General features: G+C 73.3%; 16 protein-coding genes. 2 read left to right on the top strand and 14 right to left on the bottom strand.

The genetic code is table 11. The annotated features are described in order from the left end of the window. Nucleotides 1-18: 18 nt before the first annotated feature. The 7 genes from BO39_RS15105 to BO39_RS15075 all read right to left on the bottom strand — a co-directional run bounded on the left by BO39_RS15105 (nt 19) and on the right by BO39_RS15075 (nt 6262). Nucleotides 19-900 carry an ABC transporter permease gene (locus tag BO39_RS15105; RefSeq protein ID WP_043834786.1) on the bottom strand — a complete coding sequence of 294 codons (882 nt, stop codon included), beginning with the start codon at nt 898-900 and terminating at the stop codon, nt 19-21. Continuing rightward, on the bottom strand, nt 900-1838 hold the full coding sequence (locus BO39_RS15100) for an ABC transporter permease (protein WP_043834784.1): 939 nt from the start codon (nt 1836-1838) through the stop codon (nt 900-902). The genes BO39_RS15105 and BO39_RS15100 overlap by 1 nt, the downstream gene beginning before the upstream one ends. Before the next feature lie 4 nt (nt 1839-1842). Continuing rightward, complete coding sequence (locus BO39_RS15095; protein ID WP_043834782.1) at nt 1843-3483, bottom strand: amidohydrolase; 1641 nt, start codon at nt 3481-3483, stop codon at nt 1843-1845. Beyond that, the gene (locus BO39_RS15090) at nt 3480-4262 is read right to left on the bottom strand and encodes a class II aldolase/adducin family protein (protein ID WP_043834780.1); all 783 of its coding nucleotides are present in this window, start codon (nt 4260-4262) and stop codon (nt 3480-3482) included. Before BO39_RS15090 ends, BO39_RS15095 begins: the two co-directional genes overlap by 4 nt. Before the next feature lie 157 nt (nt 4263-4419). Beyond that, nucleotides 4420-4860: an acyl-CoA thioesterase gene (locus BO39_RS15085; protein ID WP_169742767.1), complete on the bottom strand. Its 441-nt coding sequence runs from the start codon at nt 4858-4860 to the stop codon at nt 4420-4422. After that, complete coding sequence (locus BO39_RS15080; protein ID WP_052402133.1) at nt 4857-5558, bottom strand: class I SAM-dependent methyltransferase; 702 nt, start codon at nt 5556-5558, stop codon at nt 4857-4859. Before BO39_RS15080 ends, BO39_RS15085 begins: the two co-directional genes overlap by 4 nt. Then, nucleotides 5555-6262, bottom strand: coding sequence for an RraA family protein (locus BO39_RS15075; RefSeq protein ID WP_043834778.1), 708 nt, complete (start codon nt 6260-6262; stop codon nt 5555-5557). Before BO39_RS15075 ends, BO39_RS15080 begins: the two co-directional genes overlap by 4 nt. Nucleotides 6263-6417: 155 nt before the next feature. On the opposite strand from BO39_RS15075, the gene BO39_RS30005 reads away from it, so the two are divergent. Both BO39_RS30005 and BO39_RS15065 read left to right on the top strand, forming a co-directional pair. After that, nucleotides 6418-8109: a methyl-accepting chemotaxis protein gene (locus BO39_RS30005; protein ID WP_052402132.1), complete on the top strand. Its 1692-nt coding sequence runs from the start codon at nt 6418-6420 to the stop codon at nt 8107-8109. Further along, a complete protein-coding gene (locus BO39_RS15065) occupies nt 8106-9305 on the top strand; it encodes a PP2C family protein-serine/threonine phosphatase (RefSeq protein ID WP_052402131.1) in 1200 nt (399 codons plus the stop codon). The genes BO39_RS30005 and BO39_RS15065 overlap by 4 nt, the downstream gene beginning before the upstream one ends. On the opposite strand, the gene BO39_RS15060 is transcribed toward BO39_RS15065, so the two are convergent. From BO39_RS15060 to BO39_RS15030, 7 genes are all read right to left on the bottom strand, one after another. Next, nucleotides 9263-9808, bottom strand: a complete 546-nt coding sequence (locus BO39_RS15060) for a hypothetical protein (RefSeq protein WP_043834776.1) — start codon at nt 9806-9808, stop codon at nt 9263-9265. The genes BO39_RS15065 and BO39_RS15060 overlap by 43 nt on opposite strands. A 119-nt stretch (nt 9809-9927) precedes the next feature. Next, nucleotides 9928-12468 (bottom strand): chemotaxis protein CheA, encoded by a 2541-nt coding sequence (locus tag BO39_RS30000; RefSeq protein WP_052402130.1) that lies wholly within the window; start codon nt 12466-12468, stop codon nt 9928-9930. Then, nucleotides 12465-13160, bottom strand: coding sequence for a response regulator (locus BO39_RS29995; RefSeq protein ID WP_052402129.1), 696 nt, complete (start codon nt 13158-13160; stop codon nt 12465-12467). The genes BO39_RS30000 and BO39_RS29995 overlap by 4 nt, the downstream gene beginning before the upstream one ends. Continuing rightward, the gene (locus BO39_RS15045; RefSeq protein WP_052402128.1) at nt 13157-14224 is read right to left on the bottom strand and encodes a chemotaxis protein CheB; all 1068 of its coding nucleotides are present in this window, start codon (nt 14222-14224) and stop codon (nt 13157-13159) included. Before BO39_RS15045 ends, BO39_RS29995 begins: the two co-directional genes overlap by 4 nt. After that, a complete protein-coding gene (locus tag BO39_RS15040; protein WP_043834774.1) occupies nt 14221-15294 on the bottom strand; it encodes a chemotaxis protein CheW in 1074 nt (357 codons plus the stop codon). Before BO39_RS15040 ends, BO39_RS15045 begins: the two co-directional genes overlap by 4 nt. Before the next feature lie 74 nt (nt 15295-15368). After that, nucleotides 15369-16169: a CheR family methyltransferase gene (locus tag BO39_RS29990; RefSeq protein WP_052402127.1), complete on the bottom strand. Its 801-nt coding sequence runs from the start codon at nt 16167-16169 to the stop codon at nt 15369-15371. Nucleotides 16170-16193: 24 nt separating this feature from the next. Next, nucleotides 16194-16520 carry an STAS domain-containing protein gene (locus BO39_RS15030; RefSeq protein WP_043834772.1) on the bottom strand — a complete coding sequence of 109 codons (327 nt, stop codon included), beginning with the start codon at nt 16518-16520 and terminating at the stop codon, nt 16194-16196. Between the last annotated feature and the right edge of the window lie 50 nt (nt 16521-16570).

Genomic DNA, 16570 nt, shown 5'->3' with positions numbered 1-16570 from the left:
TCAATCCCTCTCTCGTTGCTAGGTGCGGAGCCGGGGGTCGAGCGCGTCGCGCAGCGCGTCTCCCAGCACGTTGAAGGCGAGCACCACCGCGAAGATGGCGACGCAGGGGATCACCGCGATGTGCGGCGCGAAGAACAGGAAGTTGCGGCCGTCGCTCGCCATGGCGCCGAGCTCCGCGATCGGCGGCTGCGCGCCGAGGCCGAGGAAGGAGAGCGCCGATCCCAGCAGGATCACCTGGCCGAAGCGGAGCGTCGCGAAGACGAAGATGGAGGAAAGACAGTTGGGCGCGACGTGGCGGAGGATAATGCGGGCGTCCGACATACCCGTGGCGCGCGCTGCCTCGATGTAGTCGAGGCCCATCACCGCGAGAGCGGAGCCGCGGACGATCCGGGCCATAAGCGGGATCGTCGCGACGGAGAGGGCCAGCACCACGGCCTGGATGCCCGGGCCGAAGATGGCCGCGAGCGCGAGGCCGAAGAGGATGGCGGGGAAGGAGAGCATCACGTCCATCAACCGCATCAGCAGCCCGTCGATCCGGCGGTAATAGGCAGCGGCGAAGCCAACCAGCGCACCGAGGATGCCGCCGATGGCAACCGAGGCGAGACCCATCAACAGAGTGACGCGAAGCCCGTAGAGGACGCGGGTGACCATATTCCGGCCCTGCGCGTCCGCGCCCAGCGGCAGGCCCGGCGAGCCCGGCACCTGCATGGCGAGGGAGAGGTCGTTGTCGAAGGGATCGGTGGGCGAGAGGACCGGCGCAAGCAGGGCCGCGCCGATCACCAGCACGACCAGCACGAGGGCGAAGGCGGCGGCCGGCTCGCGCAGCAGCCGCGCGAGGGTGCCAGGCCGCTTGGGCGGCGCGGCTTCCTGTTGGACCAGGGGTTCGATCGCGGCGCTCATCAGGCGCGCATCCGGGGGTCGAGGGCGGCGTAGAGCACATCCACCACGAGGTTGATGAGGATGAAGCCGAGCGAGAGGACGATGATGGTGCCCTGCGCCATCGGAAAATCCGCCGAGAGGATGGCGCCGACCGCCAGCCGCCCGACGCCAGGCCAGGAGAAGACGGTTTCCGTGACCACCGCGCCGCCGAGCAGGAAGCCGATCTGCAACCCGATGAGGGTGACGACGGGGATCATCGCGTTGCGCAGCGCGTGGCGGGTGACGACGCGGAACTCGCCGAGACCCTTCGCGCGGGCGGTGCGGACATGCTCCACGCCAAGCACGTCGAGTACGGCGGTGCGGGTCATGCGCGCGACGGGCCCGATGAAGGTGCCGCCAAGGGTCAGCGCGGGCAGGATGATCCCGACCAACCCCTCCTCCGTCCACAACGGACCGGCGCGGCCGGTGAAAGGAAGGAGCTGGAGCTTGAAGCCGACATACCAGATGAGGACGAGACCGAGGAAGAAGACGGGGATGGATCCGCCCGCCACCGCGAAGGCGGTGATAAGACGGTCTACCAGCTTGCCGCGGCGATAGGCGCCGATGGTGCCCAGCGCGATCCCGATCGGGATGGACCAGATGAGGCTCGCGAACATCAGCTCCAGCGTCGGGCCAACGGTGTTGCCGAGTTCCTGCAGCACGGGGACGTTGTTGATGATGGAGACGCCGAGATCGCCGTGCAGCAGCCGCCAGAGATAGAGCCCGAACTGGGTATAGAGCGGCTTGTCGAGGCCCATGTCGGCGCGCAGCGCGGCCACGACGTCAGGCGTGGCGGAGGGGCCGGCGCGCACCAGGGCGGGATCGTTCGGAACCACCTGCATCAGCAGGAAGCCTACAAGCACCACCCCGAAGAGAACGGGAATGGCCATAAGAAGCCGCTGGACGGCGTGGCGGCCCATCGGGTCAGGCCGTGGCGAGGGCGCGGAGGGCGCCGTGGCGGTCGAAGATCGGGGTGCCGCCGCGGAGCGTGAGGTCGGCCTCGGTGGTCAGGACCTCCTCCGGATCGATGGCGAAGATGTCGCGCGACAGGACGGCGACATCGGCGAGCATCCCGGGCTCCAGCGTGCCGCGGCGGGTCTCGGCGAACTGCGAGTAGGCGCCGCACCAGGTGTAGCAATGCACGGCCTGCTCGGCCGTCAGTGTCTCGGACGCGCCGAGGACGGTGCCCTTGTTCGTCTTGCGGGTGAGCATGGTGAAGAGGTTGATGAAGGGATCGACCGTGCAGACGGGGCTGTCGGAGGAGGCGGCGGGATTGTGGCCCTCCTCCAGCCAGGTGCGCATGGGGTAGGAAACCTCGGTGCGCTCGAGGCCAAGGTTCTTCACGTAGAGGTCGCCGAACTCATACAGGAAGACCGGCTGGGGCACGGGCAGGATGCCGTTGGCCTTCATCCGCGCGCGCTGGTCGGCGTTCAGGAAGCCGCAGTGCTCGATGCGGTGGCGGCGACCGGCGAGGGGCGCGTCGCCCTCCCCTGCCCGCTCCATGCCGACCAGCACCTGCTCGATCGCGGCATCGCCGATGGCGTGGATGTCGAGCTGCCAGCCCTGGCGGTGGTAGAGAGCCAGCAGGCGGTGCATCGTCTCGTCCGGGAACATGAACATTCCCGTCCCACCGCCCGCGCTCTGCAGGTAGGGATCGAAGAAGGCGGCAGTCAGGCCACCGGCGGAGCCGTCGCCGAAGACCTTGACGGCGCCCCAGGCGAGCATGTCGTCGGTGTGGTCGGGGCGCAGGCCCTCGTTCCAGGCGCTTTCCGCGATGCCCTCAGGGTTGCCGGCCAGGACCTGCCACATGCGCTGGATCAGCCGCCCCTCGGCAAGGGCGCGGCGGTAGGCGGCGATCTCGTTCAGGCCCGCGGTCATGCCGACATTCATGTCGGAGGCGGTCGCGAAGCCGCGGGAGGCGAGGTCCCGGCCGGCGGCCTCGATGGCCGCGACCATTTGCTCCTCGGAGGGAAGCGGGGCGGAATCGAGCACCAGCCGGCGGGCGCGCTCAAGGAAGAGGCCGGTGAGCACGCCATTGCGGCGCTCGATGGAGCCGCCCTCGGGGTCCGGCGTGTTGTGGCCGACGCCGGCGGCGCGGAGGGCGGCGGTGTTGGCAACGCCCATATGGCCGCAGGTGCGGGTGATGAAGACGGGGTTGTCCGGCGAGACGCGGTCCAGTTCCTCGGCCGTCGGGTGGCGACCGATGTCGAGGGCGCCGTGGTCGTAGCCGCGGCCAAGGACCCACTCGCCCTTCTTCGCCCCTTTCACACCCTCGCCGATGCGGCGCAGCACCTCGTCGAGCGTCCGCACCTCTTCGGCGCGGAGGTTCACCTGGGAGAGGCCGAGGCCGTAGGGCAGCAGGTGCATATGGGCCTCGTTGAAGGCCGGGATGGCGACCCTGCCCCCAAGATCCAGCCGCCGCGTGCCGGCCGGAGCGGCGGCCGCCACCTCCTCCGCCGTGCCGACGGCGGCGACGCGGTCGCCGCTGATCAGCAGGGCTTCCGCGAAGCCGTTCGCGAGGCCGCGGAAGATGCGGCCGCCAGCGATCAGGAGAGGCTCGCTCAAGAACGGTAGTCCGTGCCCTGGCCCTCGATCATCGTCAGGGCGGATTCCCAGGCGAACTGCGCGTGCGTGAGGGTATGCGGGCCGTTGAACTGGGCGGCGGTCTTCAGGCGCACCTCTTCGGGCGGGAAGACCAACTCGCTGCCGCCGGCAAGCGCCGCGACCTGCGCCTGGCAGGCGCGCTCAAGGTAGTAGATCTGATTCCACGCCTCCGGGATGGTGCGGCCGCCGACCAGCAACCCGTGGTTGAGAAGGATCATTGCCTTGTTGCTGGGGCCGAGATCGGCGATCAGCCGCTCGCGCTCATCCAGGTCGAGCGCGATGCCCTCATAGCCGTGGGTGGAGAGGTGGCCGTAGAACTTCAGCGCGTGCTGGCTGATCGGCAGCAGTCCGTGCTTCTGGCAGGACACGGCGATGCCGGCGGCGGTGTGCGTGTGCACGACGCAGGTAAGGTCCTCCCGCGCCATGTGGATGGCGGAGTGGATGGTGAAGCCGGCGGCGTTCACGCGGCGCGAGGCCGGCTCGTCATCCAACACGTTGCCCTCGAGGTCCACCTTCACGAGGTCGCTCGCGCGCATGTTCTCAAAGAGCACGCCGTAGCGGTTGATGAGGAAGTGGTGCTCCGGGCCCGGGATGCGGGCGGAGATATGGGTGTAGATGAAGTCCGTCATCCGGTGGAGCGCCACCAGGCGGTAGAGAGCCGCGAGGTCGCAGCGGACGGACCACTCCTCGGGCGACATGCCCGCAGGCATCCGGCTCTCTGCTTGGATCGCGACGTTCATGGCGGGGACCCTCCGTGCGGGGCGGGAGGTTCCGCCGGGCGCCATGGGGCGTCAACCCGCATTTGGCCGCTTCCAGGCCCCTTCCCGACGGCCGCCGGGCGGCGTTTGCCGCGCCGGGACGCAGGCTGCCGCCGTCTTGGGCGGGGGTTGGTGCGGATCAGGCGCGGCGGAGTGCCAGGCGCTCGGGCGGCGGACCTGGGGGCGCGGCGGCGAAGGCGCCCCGCGTCTCCTCCGGCCATCGGCTCACGCGCCGCAGCGAGAGGTCCACGCAGAGGAAGAGCAGCTCGCAGCGGGCGCTCTCGAATCCCTCCCCGGCGTGGAACAGGCGGTGGCGGATGAGGAGGCGCTTCTCGTCATGGGCGAGCACCTCGCTCTCGGCGGCCAGCGGATCGTCGAGCCGCACCTCGCGCCGGTAGGCCACCCAATTCTCGGCCGCGAAGGTTCCGAGGCCGCGTGCGACGAAGGGCTCGCCCAGGCCGAGTTGCGGCCAGAGCGCGTCGGTCGCCATGTCGAAGACCGTCACATAGGGCGCGACGTTCATATGGCCGTAGTGGTCCACCCATTCCGGGCGGACCCGCGCCAGGACGGGGCGTGTCACGCGGGCTTGCGGATGATCCATTTCGGATTCTCGACCTTCATCTCCAGCCCGTGCTTCGCGGCGAACTCGTCCGCGGCCTGTTTCACCCCGGGCCAGGGATAGTCGTCACCGATGAGGATGCCGCCGGGCTTGAGCAGCGCCCAGTAGTTCTCGATGTCGCGCCGCACGGGATCGTACTCGTGCGCGGCGTCGATATGGACGAGGTCGGGGTGCAGGCGGAGGCGGGCGAGGATGACGGCGGCGTTGTCGCTCGTCTGCGCCAGCGGCACCACGCGCTCGGCATGGCCGCTGAGGACCATGTTCGAGAGGAACTGCCAGTAGAGTGACGGCCAGCCGTGGACGAGGCCGATGCTCTCCATAATCCGGTCCGGACGGTCGCGGTTCCAGTGCTCGTGGCTGCCGAGGAAGGTGTCGATGGAGATAAGGGCGGAATCGGGCCGCACGCGCCGCATCGCCTCGGCCAGGAAGGCGGTGGACTGGCCCTTCCAGACGCCGATATCGAGCGCAAGGCGGGGCTTCGATGCCTCCACCGCCTGGACAAGCGCAGGGTGCAGGCCGTTCCAGCCCTGCAGGTCGAGCGGGCGCGTCGGCGTGAAGCCGGCATAGATGTCGGTGCCGTGGATGGTCCGCATCACCTCCGCGGCGGCGGGGGTGAGCGGCGGCGTGGCCTGGGCCGCGCCTTCGGCAGGGGCGCTCAATGGATCTCGTCGGCGCGCGAGAGCGCGTCGCGCAGGGCGGCCACGGTGAACTCGCGGGAGGCGCAGAGGTCGAGGATCACCCGTTCCCGCCGCGAGAGAAGCTCGATGGCGGAGGGGATCTTCGTGACGGCGTCGTGCGGGATCACCACGGCGCCGTGGCGATCGGCGTGCACCACCGCGTCGTGGTGGCAGGCCATGCCGTGCACCGTCACCTCCTGCCCGTACTGCACGATGTGGACATAGGCGTGGGAGGGGTTCACCGAGCCCGCCACGAGCTGGAAGCCCTGAGCGATCATGTCGAGGTCGCGGATGGATCCATTGGTGACGCAGCCCTGGGCGCCGATGGCCTTGTGGATGTTCGTGTTCACCTCCCCCCAGAAGGCGCCGGTGCCGGGGGTGTCGTCGAGGTCCTGAAGGATGACGACGGTCGGCATCGCGGCCTCGGCCACGTACTCGTACCAGCCGATGCGGGCGGCGCGATCCACCTCGGCTGCGCGGCCGGAGGGGGCGGCGGCGCGGATGGTGCCGGTGCGCGCCAGGCCGCAGATCGGCGGCAGGGTGGTGCTGGCCGGGACCAGTTGGCGGAGCGTGAAGCCGTGGCCGCGCCGGTGCGGGGCCACCATCTCCAGCGCGTTGCAGATCGTGGGGGTGTCCCAGGCCCGCAGCGCCTCGAGGTCGGCGGCGGTGAAGGGGTAGTCGGGCATTGGCGTCTCCGGGTCCTTCCCCGGGCACCTTGCCGGCGGCGGGGAGGGCAGCATCGCCGGGAGGGGCCGGAAGGGCAAATCCGGGCGGGCCGTTGCCGCGCAACGTTGCGCCACCGCTTGTGACGGCGAGCACCGGAGGGGTAGCCTCCGCCCCCATGGACATTGCACCCCAGGCCCCGTCGCCCGGCGATCAGGCCGGGGAGCGCGCCATCCCGCCGGCTGACGGGACGCGCCCATCCACGGCGGGCGGATCGAGGCCGGTCGGCACAGCGCCGCCCGGGCGAATCCGCGCCTTCGCGGGGCGCATCGGCACGCGCGCGGCGATGATCGCCCTGCTGATGCTGGCCGTGGTCGGGCTGCTGACCGGCAGCGCCCTTCTGCTGAGCGAGCGGCAGATCGCCATCATCGAGCGCATGGGCGGGCAGGACCAGCAGGCGGACGCGGCGGTGGACCGCTTCGGTGCCCAGATCGCCGACTTCTCCTCGGGCATGGCGAGCGTGCTGGCAGGCGTGCTGCAGCCGGTGCCGGCAGCAGGAAGGATGGTGCGCAGCGGCAACCTCATTCGCGAATCCTTCGCCGAGATCGAGCGGCGCCTCGGCCCCGCGATCGACCCCGTGGTGCTCGGCGGCGCGCGGGACATGGCGGAGCGGCTGGTGCCGTTGACGGAGGGGGTGCGGGCTGCCTTCTCGGGCAACCGGCGCGCCGAGTTCGGCGCCCTGCAGGAGGAATGGCTGGACGCGCTCTCGGCCTTCAACGGGCTCATGTACGCGGCGCGGCGGGTGGTGCAGGAGCGGAACGCACAGACGCTGGAGGAGGCCCATGCCGTGAGCGCCCAGGCGCGCAGCGTCATCCTCGGCGTCGGCGCGGCGGGGGTGGCGGGCTGCGCCCTCATCCTCTTCGTGCTCATGCGGCTGATCGCGCGGCCGGTGGGCCGGATCGCGCGGGCGATGGACCGCCTCTCCTCCGGCCAGCTCGACACGCCCGTGCCGGATTCGGACAGGGCGGACCAGGTGGGCGAGATGTCGCGGGCGGTGCTCGTGTTCAAGGGCAGCCTCCTCGCCGCGCGGGCGCTGACGGAGCAGGCGCTGGAGAACGCGCGGCGCACGGCGGTCGCCACCACCCAGGCCTCGGACGCCATCGGGCAGGTGAGCGACGGGGCCATGACCCAGCTCTCGGAGTTGAGGCAGACGGCCGAGGCGCTGGCGCAGACGACTGACGGCATCGCGGACGTGTCGCGCTCGACGGCGCTCGCGCGCGACCAGTCGGCACGGGCAAAGGCGGTGGTGGCGGAGAATCTGGCGAAGGTGAACGGCCTGATCGGCCTCGTGGACGCGGTGGGCGAGGACACGGAGCGGGTGACGCGGATCGCGGCCACCATCGCCAAGGTCGCGACGCAGACGAACATCCTCGCGATCAACGCCGCCATCGAAGCGGCGCGGGCCGGAGAGCACGGGCGGGGACTCTCCGTGGTGGCGGAGGAGGTGCGTGCGCTCGCGGCCTCCACCGAGAACCTCGCGCAGGAGATCGCGGACGTGGTGCTCGTGGCTGGCCGACGCGCGAGGGAGGGCAGCGGCACCGCTGCCGCCGTGGGCGAGGCGATGGACGGGCTGGAGCACCTGGTCGCCGAGGGCGCGCGCCTTTCCGGGGCGATCGCGGTCGCCATGGAGCAGCAGCAGGCGACCATCGCGGGACTGGGCGAGCGGGTGGCGACGCTCACCCGCATCGGCCAGTCCAACGCGACGGCGGCCGAGGAGATCACGGTGACGATGATCGACCTCTCCCGCCTGGCGAGCGACACACGCCGGGTGGTGGAGAGCCTGGCCGTCGGCGGGGGGCGCGGGGCTTGAGCGAGGTAGCGGTTGCAGCCGAGCCGGGGCTCGTCGATCCGGGAAGCGTCTCGATCCTCGTCGTGGAGGATTCCTCCTTCAACCGGCTGGTGCTGAAGAAGCGGCTGGCGGAGCTCGGCTATTCCCGCATCACGGAGGCGACGGACGGGGTGGAGGGGCTAGCCGCCATCGAGGCAGGCTCCTTCGACATCGTGCTGCTGGACCTCGAGATGCCGCGCCTCGACGGTATCGGCGTGCTGGAAACGCTGCACGCGGCGCGCGGGGCGGCGCCGCCGGTGATCGTCATCTCCGCGCTGACGGAGATGGAGGGGATCGTCCGCTGCATCGAGCTGGGGGCCGAGGACTACCTGCCGAAATCCTTCGACCCGCCCCTGCTGCGCGCGCGGCTGGGCGCGGTGCTGGAGAAGAAGCGGCTGCGGGACCTGGCCGACCAGCGGCTGGCGGCGCTGGAGGCGGAGCTGGAGAGCGCACGGGCCGCGCAGCTCGACCTCGTGCCGCGGAACTTCGCGGGGATCGCGCCCGCGGGGCTTTCCCTACACGCGGCGATGATCCCGGCGCGGCAGGTGGGGGGCGACCTCTACGACGCGCTCAGGCTCGGCCCCTCCCTTCTGCTGGCCTGCGTCGCCGATGTCTCGGGCAAGGGTGCGCCGGCGGGGCTGACCATGGCGCGGACGACGGGGCTGATCCGCTCCACCGCAGCGCTGCTCTCAGAAGGGGGCGCGGTGCCGGACCCGGCGGCGATCCTCGCGCGGGCGAACGACGACCTGGCGCGGGAGAACGAGAGCCAGACCTTCGTGACGGTGGTGCTGGCGGTGCTGGACGCCACTGATGGCACGGGGCGGATCGCCCTGGCCGGGCACGAATCGCCGCTTCTCCTGCGCGACGGGCAGGTGCGGGTGCTGGAGGGCCTGTCCCGCCAGCCGCCGCTGGGGACGATGGAGGGCTTCCCCTACCGCTCCGACCCGCTGGCACTGGCCGCCGGGGAGGCGCTGTTCCTCTTCTCCGACGGCGTGACCGAGGCGGAGGACGGAGGGGAGCGCTTCTTCGGGCGGGAAAGACTGGCGGAAGCGCTGCGGCCAGTTGCCGGCGCCATGCCGCGGGCGTTGGTTGAGGCTGTGCTGGGGGCGGTGTCGGGCTTCGCGGGCGGCGCGGCTCAGGCCGACGACATCACCGTCCTGGCGGTGCGGCGGTCATAGGGCTCCGGCGCGCGGAAGGCGACCGAAAGACCCTCCACCGTGGCGGCGGGGCGACCGTTGATGAGGATGGTACCGTCGGCGGTGAGAACCTGTGCGCGGCGCCCGATCCGGCGGAGGTCCAGGCGATACTCCACGCGGCCAGGCACGCCGACCGGCACTGGAAGGCGGCGCAGTTCCCCCATCTCCAGGGTCTCGGCCTCACCGTCGAAGCCGAGCCAGACGCCGTAATGGACGAGAAGCCGGCAGAGAACCTCGGGGTCGAGGGCGGCGTCACTGCTCTCGGCCTCCCCGCCGACAGCCCGCACGACGCCAAGGCCGTGGCGGCCGTCCCGCACGCCCATGCCGATCACGGCGCCCGGCCCCTGCCAGAGCGGGTTGGGCGCTAGGGAGCAGGAAACCGAAACACGCCCGCCCGCCGCGAAGACGGTAGCGGAGCCGGAATTGTCGTTCGCGTGTGCCGCGACAGGGTCGCGCCAGGCAAGAAGCGGAGATCGGCCGGACATGTGAAGCTGCCCTTGAGTGAACTTTCAAGCTCAAGTGATCACATAATCGCGAGCAATGGGAATCACATTTAAGGCCGCACAACTTTTTCCTGGTCACGTGGCGGGCCCGCCATGGGTAGTTAGCCCTCCCCGGCCAGCCCATCGGGTTCAAGAAGCAGCACCGGATCGCCATTCCCCAGGATGCCGACGCCGCCGACGCCCGGCAGGCGGGCGATCGCAGGGTGCAGCGGGCGGAGGAGGATATCGGCGCGGCGTTCCACCCGGTCTACGCCGAGCGCCAGCGCACCGCCGGATGCGCGCACCACCACCACCGCCCCCGTGGCCACGCCGGGCAGGCCGAGCAGCGGGGCCAGAGGCAGGACGGCGCGGCCGTCGCCCTCCCCTTCCAGAACCGAGTCGACCCTCGACGCCGGCAGGGCATAGGGCTGGCCGCCGACCAGGACGAGCAGGACGGAGAGAGTGGCGGCGGTGAGCGGCAGGCGGAGGGTGAAGCTCGTGCCGCGGCCGGGAGTACTCGCGACTTCCAGGGTGCCGCCGGCGCGGCGTGCGGCGTCCTGCACCACGTCCAGCCCGACACCACGGCCGGAGGTCTCGGTCACGGCGGTGGCGGTGGAGAAGCCGGGGCGGAAGAGCAGCGCCTCGATGGCGGCGGGGGAGAGACCCGGAGCATCGGCCGGCGCCACCAGGCCGCGCTCCACGGCGCGGGCGCGGACGCGGTCGTGGTGGATGCCGCGGCCGTCATCCGAGACACGGACACGGATCCCGCCCGTCCGGCGGGCCGCGGAGATTCGCAGCAGGGCGCGGGCGGGCTTGCCGGCCGCACGGCGTTCCTCCGGCGGCTCGATCCCGTGGTCCACGGCGTTGCGGACGAGGTGGAGGAGAGGGTCAGCCAGGAGTTCCACGAGGGAGCGGTCGATCGCGACATCCTCACCCTCCAGCACCACCTCGACCTCCTTGCCGGCGGGCTGGGCAACGGCGCGGGCGACGCGGGGCAGGCGCGCGAAGAGGGTGCCGATAGGAACGACGCGGAGTTCCATGACCGCCTCGTCCAGCCGGCGCAGCGAGAAGGACAGGCGGCCCTCCGCCTCCTCCAGCGCGTCCTCGAAGCGGCGAAGATGGTCGGCCAACTCGGTCAGCTCCCGCCCGGCGGCGCCTTCCAGCCGGCCGGCCAGCACGCCGAGCCGGGCGATGGCGGCGCGGGGCGCGCTCTCGCGCAGGGCCTCGGCGAGGGAGAGGGAGGCGGCGCGGACCTCGGCTTCGAGGGAGATGAGGCCGTCGATCGTCTCCTGGCGGACGCGCATGGTGCCGCCGGAGGAGGTGGCGGGGGCGTGGGAGGCCTCCTCCTCAGCGGCCGAGAGGGAGAGGAGGACGCGGCGGGAGGGGTCGGCCGCCGTCGCGGCACGCGAGAGAGCTTCGAGTTCCGCGCCGCTGGCGAGGAGGAGTTCGAGCAGGGGCGGGCTGGCGCCGGGCAGCGTGCGGCTGCCCAGGATATCGGCCTCCGGGCGCAGCGCGTCGGCGATCGCGGCCTCCAGCGCCTCCCCCTGCCCCATCGCGAGGCGTGCGACATAGAGGCGGGCCCCCGCTTCAAGGGCGGCGGCGGCGCGAGCGCGGGCGGTCTCGCTGAGGAGAGGGAGAAACCCCTCGGGGATGCGGGGATCGGCCACCGCGGAGCCGGCGAGCGGCGCGGGCCCCTTCCCGGCCTCGCGGATCGCCTCTGCCAGGGCCGGGCCGCGGGTGGCGAGGAGGGCGGCCGCATCGGGGTCGGCCGCACGGTCGGCGAGATCCTCGAGCGCGAGGAGGGTGCGCTCCAGGCGCTCCTGCCCGAGGGCGCATGCGGCGGCGGCAGCTTCCCGCGCCGCCGCGGCAAGGGCGGGGTGCCCGCCTGGAGGATCGGCCAGGGCGGCCGCCCGGGTGGAAAGGCCGGCGGTGTCGAACAGCGCCGCCGCCTCCGCGGGTACGGCGGGCGGGATCGCCTCGGCCCCGGCCGCTTCCTCGGCGCGGGCACCAAGAAGGGCAAGGCGACGGCGGAGGCGGCCGACAGCGGGGAGCGCGGCGGGGGTGCCCGCGGATTCGGCCAGGTGGTCCAGAGATTCCGCAAGGGCAGGGAGGCGGATCAGGCGGGCGCCGGCGGCGAGTTCCGCGGCCTCGGCGCGCGCGGCGGGGTCCGCGCTTGCCGCCAGGGCGGCAAGGCCCGGGGCGGCGGCCGCGCAGCGGGAGGCGAAGGCGCCGAGGAGAGGGTCGGAAAGGACGGGCGGCGCAACGGCCGGGCTGGGGGCCGGCGCGGAGGTGGCTTCGCCGAGGCCGGCGAGGCGGCGGAGGAGCGCGGGGTCGGCCGGGGCGTCAGCATGGGTTTCGAGCACCCGCGCCCGGAGGCCGCGAAGCGAATCGACGGCCGCCATCAGCCCCTCCGCCACGCGGCCGGCGACAGCGAGGCGGCCGGCGCGGGCGAGGCCGAGCAGGTCCTCGCAGCCATGGGCGGTATCGCGCATGCCGCCGGCACCGAGGACGGAGGCCATGCCCTTGAGGCTGTGGAAGGCGCGGAAGAGGGTGTTCACCCCCTCCCCCGCCACGCCCGGGGCCGAGAGGAGACGCTCGATCGTGTCGAGATGCTCCTCCGTCTCGGCGGCGAAGCCCTCCCAGAGGGCGGCGTCGTCGATCATTGGGCCAGCCCGACGGCGCGGCGGGCGGCGCGGCGGATGGTCTCGCCCTGGCGCTCGCCGAGGTCAGGCGAGAAGGCGCCGGAGGGCTTGCCAACGACGGCGCTGGCGCCGAGCCGCCGCGCCTCCACCGCGACCTCGCCGCCCGGCACCGCGGCGGAGGAGACGACGACCACGGCGCCGCCGCCGCGCAGCGCCCATTCCCGCAGCACGGCCAAGCCGTCGAGCACGGGCATCTCGATGTCGAGCAGGGTGAGGTCGGGCGCGTGCTCGGCCAGGCGGGCGAGGGCCTCGCCGCCATCGGCGGCCTCGGCCACCACGGTGAAGGCGGCATCGGCGGAGAGCGCCTCCCGCAGGAGGCGGCGCATCATCGCGCTGTCGTCCACCACGAGGGTACGGATGGGAGCGGGTCCCGGCGGGGCGAAGGGCAGGTCGTGGCCGGCGGCGGCGACCGCGCGGGCATGGGCGGCAAGGGCGGCGGCCGTCGCCGGCGCGTCGAAGGGCTCGGGCAGCGGGTCGAGGGCGCGCAGGACAGCGGTGAGGGAGGCGATCCCGGCGCCGGCGGCCATGCCGCGCAGTGCGTCGAGCGCGCGGCGGCGGTCGCGCTCCTCCGTTGCGGCGGCGAGGCTCGCGGTCGCGGCTTCCCATTCGGGAAGGAGCAGGGCGAGGAGCTCGGGGTCGAGGGCGCCGCTCACGCGGTGCTTCCCAGGATGCGGCCTGCCGCGCGCGGGGTGGTCAGGGCGTGCAGGCGGGCGCCGAGGGCGGCAGGGGTGCCGGTGCCGGTGGCGAGGCCGCCCTCGATCACGGCGCCGGGCATTCCCGCGACAACACAGCTTTCGGGGCTTTGAACGAGCACCGCCATGCCGCGCTCGCGCAGCGCCGCCGCCCCGGCGGCGCCGTCTCGCCCCATGCCCGTGAGGACGATGCCGACCGCCCCACGCGCGACGAGGGCAGCGGAGCGGAAGAGGGTGTCGGCGGAAGGATGCACCACCCCCTCCCCCCTTCCGAGGCGCAACACGAAGCCGCCCCCGACGGCGCGGGCGAGGTGCCCGTCGGTGCCGCCGGGGATCACGGCCACCGTTCCCGCCGCGAGCGGCATGCCGTGGGTGCCGAGCACCACCGGCAGCCCGCTGCGGGCAGCCAGGTGACGGGCGAGGTCGGGGCTGAGGTCGGGGGGCATGTGCTGCGCGATGACAACCGGCACCGCGAGGGGACCGGCGGCGGACAACAGCGCCTCCAGCGCCTCTGGCCCACCGGTGGAGGCGGCGAGGAGGACGACGTCGGTGGCGCCGGGCAGGTTGCTGGCCGGCCCGGTGGCGGTGGGCACGTGGAGTGGCGGGGCGGCGCGCGCGGCCGCTGGGCGCTGCCCCGCCCAGTGGCGGAGGCGGCCGCGCAGGTCGCGGTCGATCTGGGCGAGGTCGAGGCTGCCGAGGGAGGAGCCCTTCCACAGCACGTCCGCCGCCCCCGCCCCGAGGGCGGCGAGCGCGTTGGCCGAACCGTCCCGCGTGTGATGGCTGACCATCACCACCGCCGGCGGATCCGGCAGGGCGACGAGGCGGCGGGTAGCTTCGATACCGTCGAGACCGGGCATCTCGAGGTCCATCGTCACGACGTCCGGGCGGAGCCGGCCGGCGAGCTCGAGGGCGGCGGCGGCCTCGCTGGCCTCGCCCACCACCTTCAGGTCGCCCTCCGCCTCGATGATGCGGCGCAGCGCCATTCTCATAAAGCCGGAGTCGTCTACGACGAGGACGCGGGTCATGCAGCGCGCCCCCTCGCGAGGACTTCCGCCAGCGCGCGGGCGCTCAGCAGGGGCGTGGGCTTGCCGTCGAGGTGCAGGACGGCGACGACCAGCCCCTCCCCGGCCACGGGGGCGATGTCGGCCTCCGGCACGGCGCGCAGGCCAGAGACGGCGGAGACGGCGAGCGCCGCGGGGCTGGAGCCGGCCAGGCGAAGCAGCGGCTGCGGCCGCCCATGCCCGAGGACGGGCCCCTGGCCCAGCCGCGCGCCGGCATCGAGCACGGGCAGCACGTCGCCGCGATGCGCCACGATGCCGGCCACGGGCGCGCCACCGCCGTTCCGCGGAACCTGCGGGGGCAGGACGGCGGCCACCTCCTCCAGCGGAAGGGCGAAGCCGGCGGCGCCCGCGCTGGCCAGGAGGACGTGGCGGCGCGGCACCTCCCGCGCGGGTTCGGGCACGCGCGCGAGAGGGGCAGCCGCGAGAAGCGCGGGGCGCGCGAGGGCCGCCGGCAGCGCGGGCGCGGCGGTCATAGGGGTGGCGGCCCGGCAGGGCAGGCCGAGCTGCCGGCCGGCGGAGAGCATCACGGCGAGGAGCGGCGCCTCCCCCGCGTCGCCGCCGAAGGGCCGGGGATCGAGGACGAGGACCGGCCCAACGGAGGTCCAGGCAAGGCCGAGCGCCTCGGGCGGCGCGTCGGGCGCCGGGTGGAGCAGCGGCATGGGAAGCAGGCGGGAAAGGGCGCCGAAGGGCAAGTCGAGTGCGGCAGGGACCGGCCCCGGCAGGGAGAGGCGGAAGCCGCCTCGCGCGGTGGCCTCCGCCGGCACAGTGGGGCCGGAAGCCTCTTCCGGTTGGGACAGGCGCAGGCGCGCGGGCGGGTAGGCGGGCGAAGGAGCCAGAGGGGCGCCGGACGGGGGCTCGACCAGGGCATCCCCGCCAAGGAGCAGGGCGCCCTCGGCCTCTGGCACCAGTACCCAGGCGGCCGCCGGTCGAGCGGCGCCGGGCAATACCCAGGCCGGCACCGCACTCGCGCCGAGCAGCCCGACAAGCAGCCCGCCACCACCGCCAGGGAGGGGGCGGAGGATCGGGGCCGCCATGGCGGAGGCACCCTCCGGCAGCCGGTAGACTCGGCCTCCGGCCCGCAGACCTGCGGAAGTCGTATGTCCCGGCCTCATCTCCGGCGCCAAGTGCCGGAGGCGCCGGGCTCGGGTCGGAGGGGCAGCTCGGGGCCTGGGGCGTCGGTGGGGCCGAGCAGCAGCAGGCCGCCGGGCAGCAGCCGCTCGACGAGGCCGCGCATCACCTCGGCCCGCGCTCCGGGAAGGAGGTAGATGAGCACGTTGCGGCAGAGGATCGCGCCGAAGAGGCCCAGATCCTCCGGCAGGTCGAGGAGATTGGCGCGGCGGAAGCGGGGCGCCGGGGCCAGCGGCTCGATCAGGTCGCCGCAGCGCCGGAAATAGGGGCGATAGTCGGGCGGCACCTCGCGCAGCGCATCCGGTGGCCCGGCACCGTACCGTCCCGCGGCGGCAGCGGCGAGGGCGGGGCGGCAAAGGTCGATTCCGATGACCTCCGCCGGAAGTCCCGCCTCGGTCGCGAGGACGGCGAGCGTCCAGGCCTCCTCCCCCGTCGCGCAGCCGGCGGAAAGCAGGCGAGGCGGGCCGGGTAGCGAGGGCAACCGGTCGGCAAGCGCGGTGATCTGCGAGGCGGCGCGGAAGAGGCGGGTCTCCTGCACTGTCACGGCATCGAGCAGCGCGGCCCAGGAGGGCGAATCGAGGAGGGAGAGGGGGGCGTCCGAGGGTAGCGGGGCCAGGGCGGCGAGAAGGGGCGCCGCGCCTTCCAACCGCCGGCGCAGCACGGGGGAGGGCGCGAGACCGGCGAGCCGCGACAGCGCCTGCTCCGCCGCCTCCGGCAGGAGGCCGCGCGCGGAGGCGCCGGCCGCTGCCTGCGGCGGCGCCTCGGCGGCGCCCGGCGGCACGGCCCCGATCCTCGGAAAGGGTGGTCAGCCGCCCGCGAGCGCCGCGGCGCGCGTCGGGTGGGACGGAATGATCTTGTCGAAGCCGGAGATCTCAAAGACCTCCTGCACGGCGGGCTGCAGGCCGCAGACGGAGAATGGGACGCCCTTGGTCCGGGCCTGCTTCGCGGCCTTCAGAAGCACGCGCAGACCGGCGGAGGAGACGTAGCGAACCCCCGACATGTCCGCCACCACGCCGCCGCCCTCGAGCAGGGCGACGAGCTTCTCCTCCGTCGCCGGGGCGGTCGCGGTGTCGAGGCGGCCGTCGAGGGCCGCGACGGTCAGGGCGCCTTCCTTGTGCTCGGTGATCTGCATGGCGCTGGGTCTTCCCTGTCGGACCGGCGGCCGGGTGCGGCGGCGGTCGG

The organism is Roseomonas aerilata DSM 19363 (assembly GCF_000711725.1).
Taxonomy (GTDB): Bacteria; Pseudomonadota; Alphaproteobacteria; order Acetobacterales; family Acetobacteraceae; genus Roseomonas; species Roseomonas aerilata.
The sequence above is the reverse complement of the archived record's forward strand: the minus strand, read 5'-3'. Positions and strand labels throughout refer to the sequence as shown.

What these genes read in the sequence shown, in the direction of transcription:
- BO39_RS15105 (WP_043834786.1), bottom strand. Translation starts at nt 900, where the DNA reads ATGAGCGCCGCGATCGAACCCCTGGTCCAACAGGAAGCCGCGCCGCCC.
- BO39_RS15100 (WP_043834784.1), bottom strand. Translation starts at nt 1,838, where the DNA reads ATGGGCCGCCACGCCGTCCAGCGGCTTCTTATGGCCATTCCCGTTCTC.
- BO39_RS15090 (WP_043834780.1), bottom strand. Translation starts at nt 4,262, where the DNA reads ATGAACGTCGCGATCCAAGCAGAGAGCCGGATGCCTGCGGGCATGTCG.
- BO39_RS15075 (WP_043834778.1), bottom strand. Translation starts at nt 6,262, where the DNA reads ATGCCCGACTACCCCTTCACCGCCGCCGACCTCGAGGCGCTGCGGGCC.
- BO39_RS30005 (WP_052402132.1), top strand. Translation starts at nt 6,418, where the DNA reads ATGGACATTGCACCCCAGGCCCCGTCGCCCGGCGATCAGGCCGGGGAG.
- BO39_RS15060 (WP_043834776.1), bottom strand. Translation starts at nt 9,808, where the DNA reads ATGTCCGGCCGATCTCCGCTTCTTGCCTGGCGCGACCCTGTCGCGGCA.
- BO39_RS30000 (WP_052402130.1), bottom strand. Translation starts at nt 12,468, where the DNA reads ATGATCGACGACGCCGCCCTCTGGGAGGGCTTCGCCGCCGAGACGGAG.
- BO39_RS15045 (WP_052402128.1), bottom strand. Translation starts at nt 14,224, where the DNA reads ATGACCCGCGTCCTCGTCGTAGACGACTCCGGCTTTATGAGAATGGCG.
- BO39_RS15040 (WP_043834774.1), bottom strand. Translation starts at nt 15,294, where the DNA reads ATGGCGGCCCCGATCCTCCGCCCCCTCCCTGGCGGTGGTGGCGGGCTG.
- BO39_RS15030 (WP_043834772.1), bottom strand. Translation starts at nt 16,520, where the DNA reads ATGCAGATCACCGAGCACAAGGAAGGCGCCCTGACCGTCGCGGCCCTC.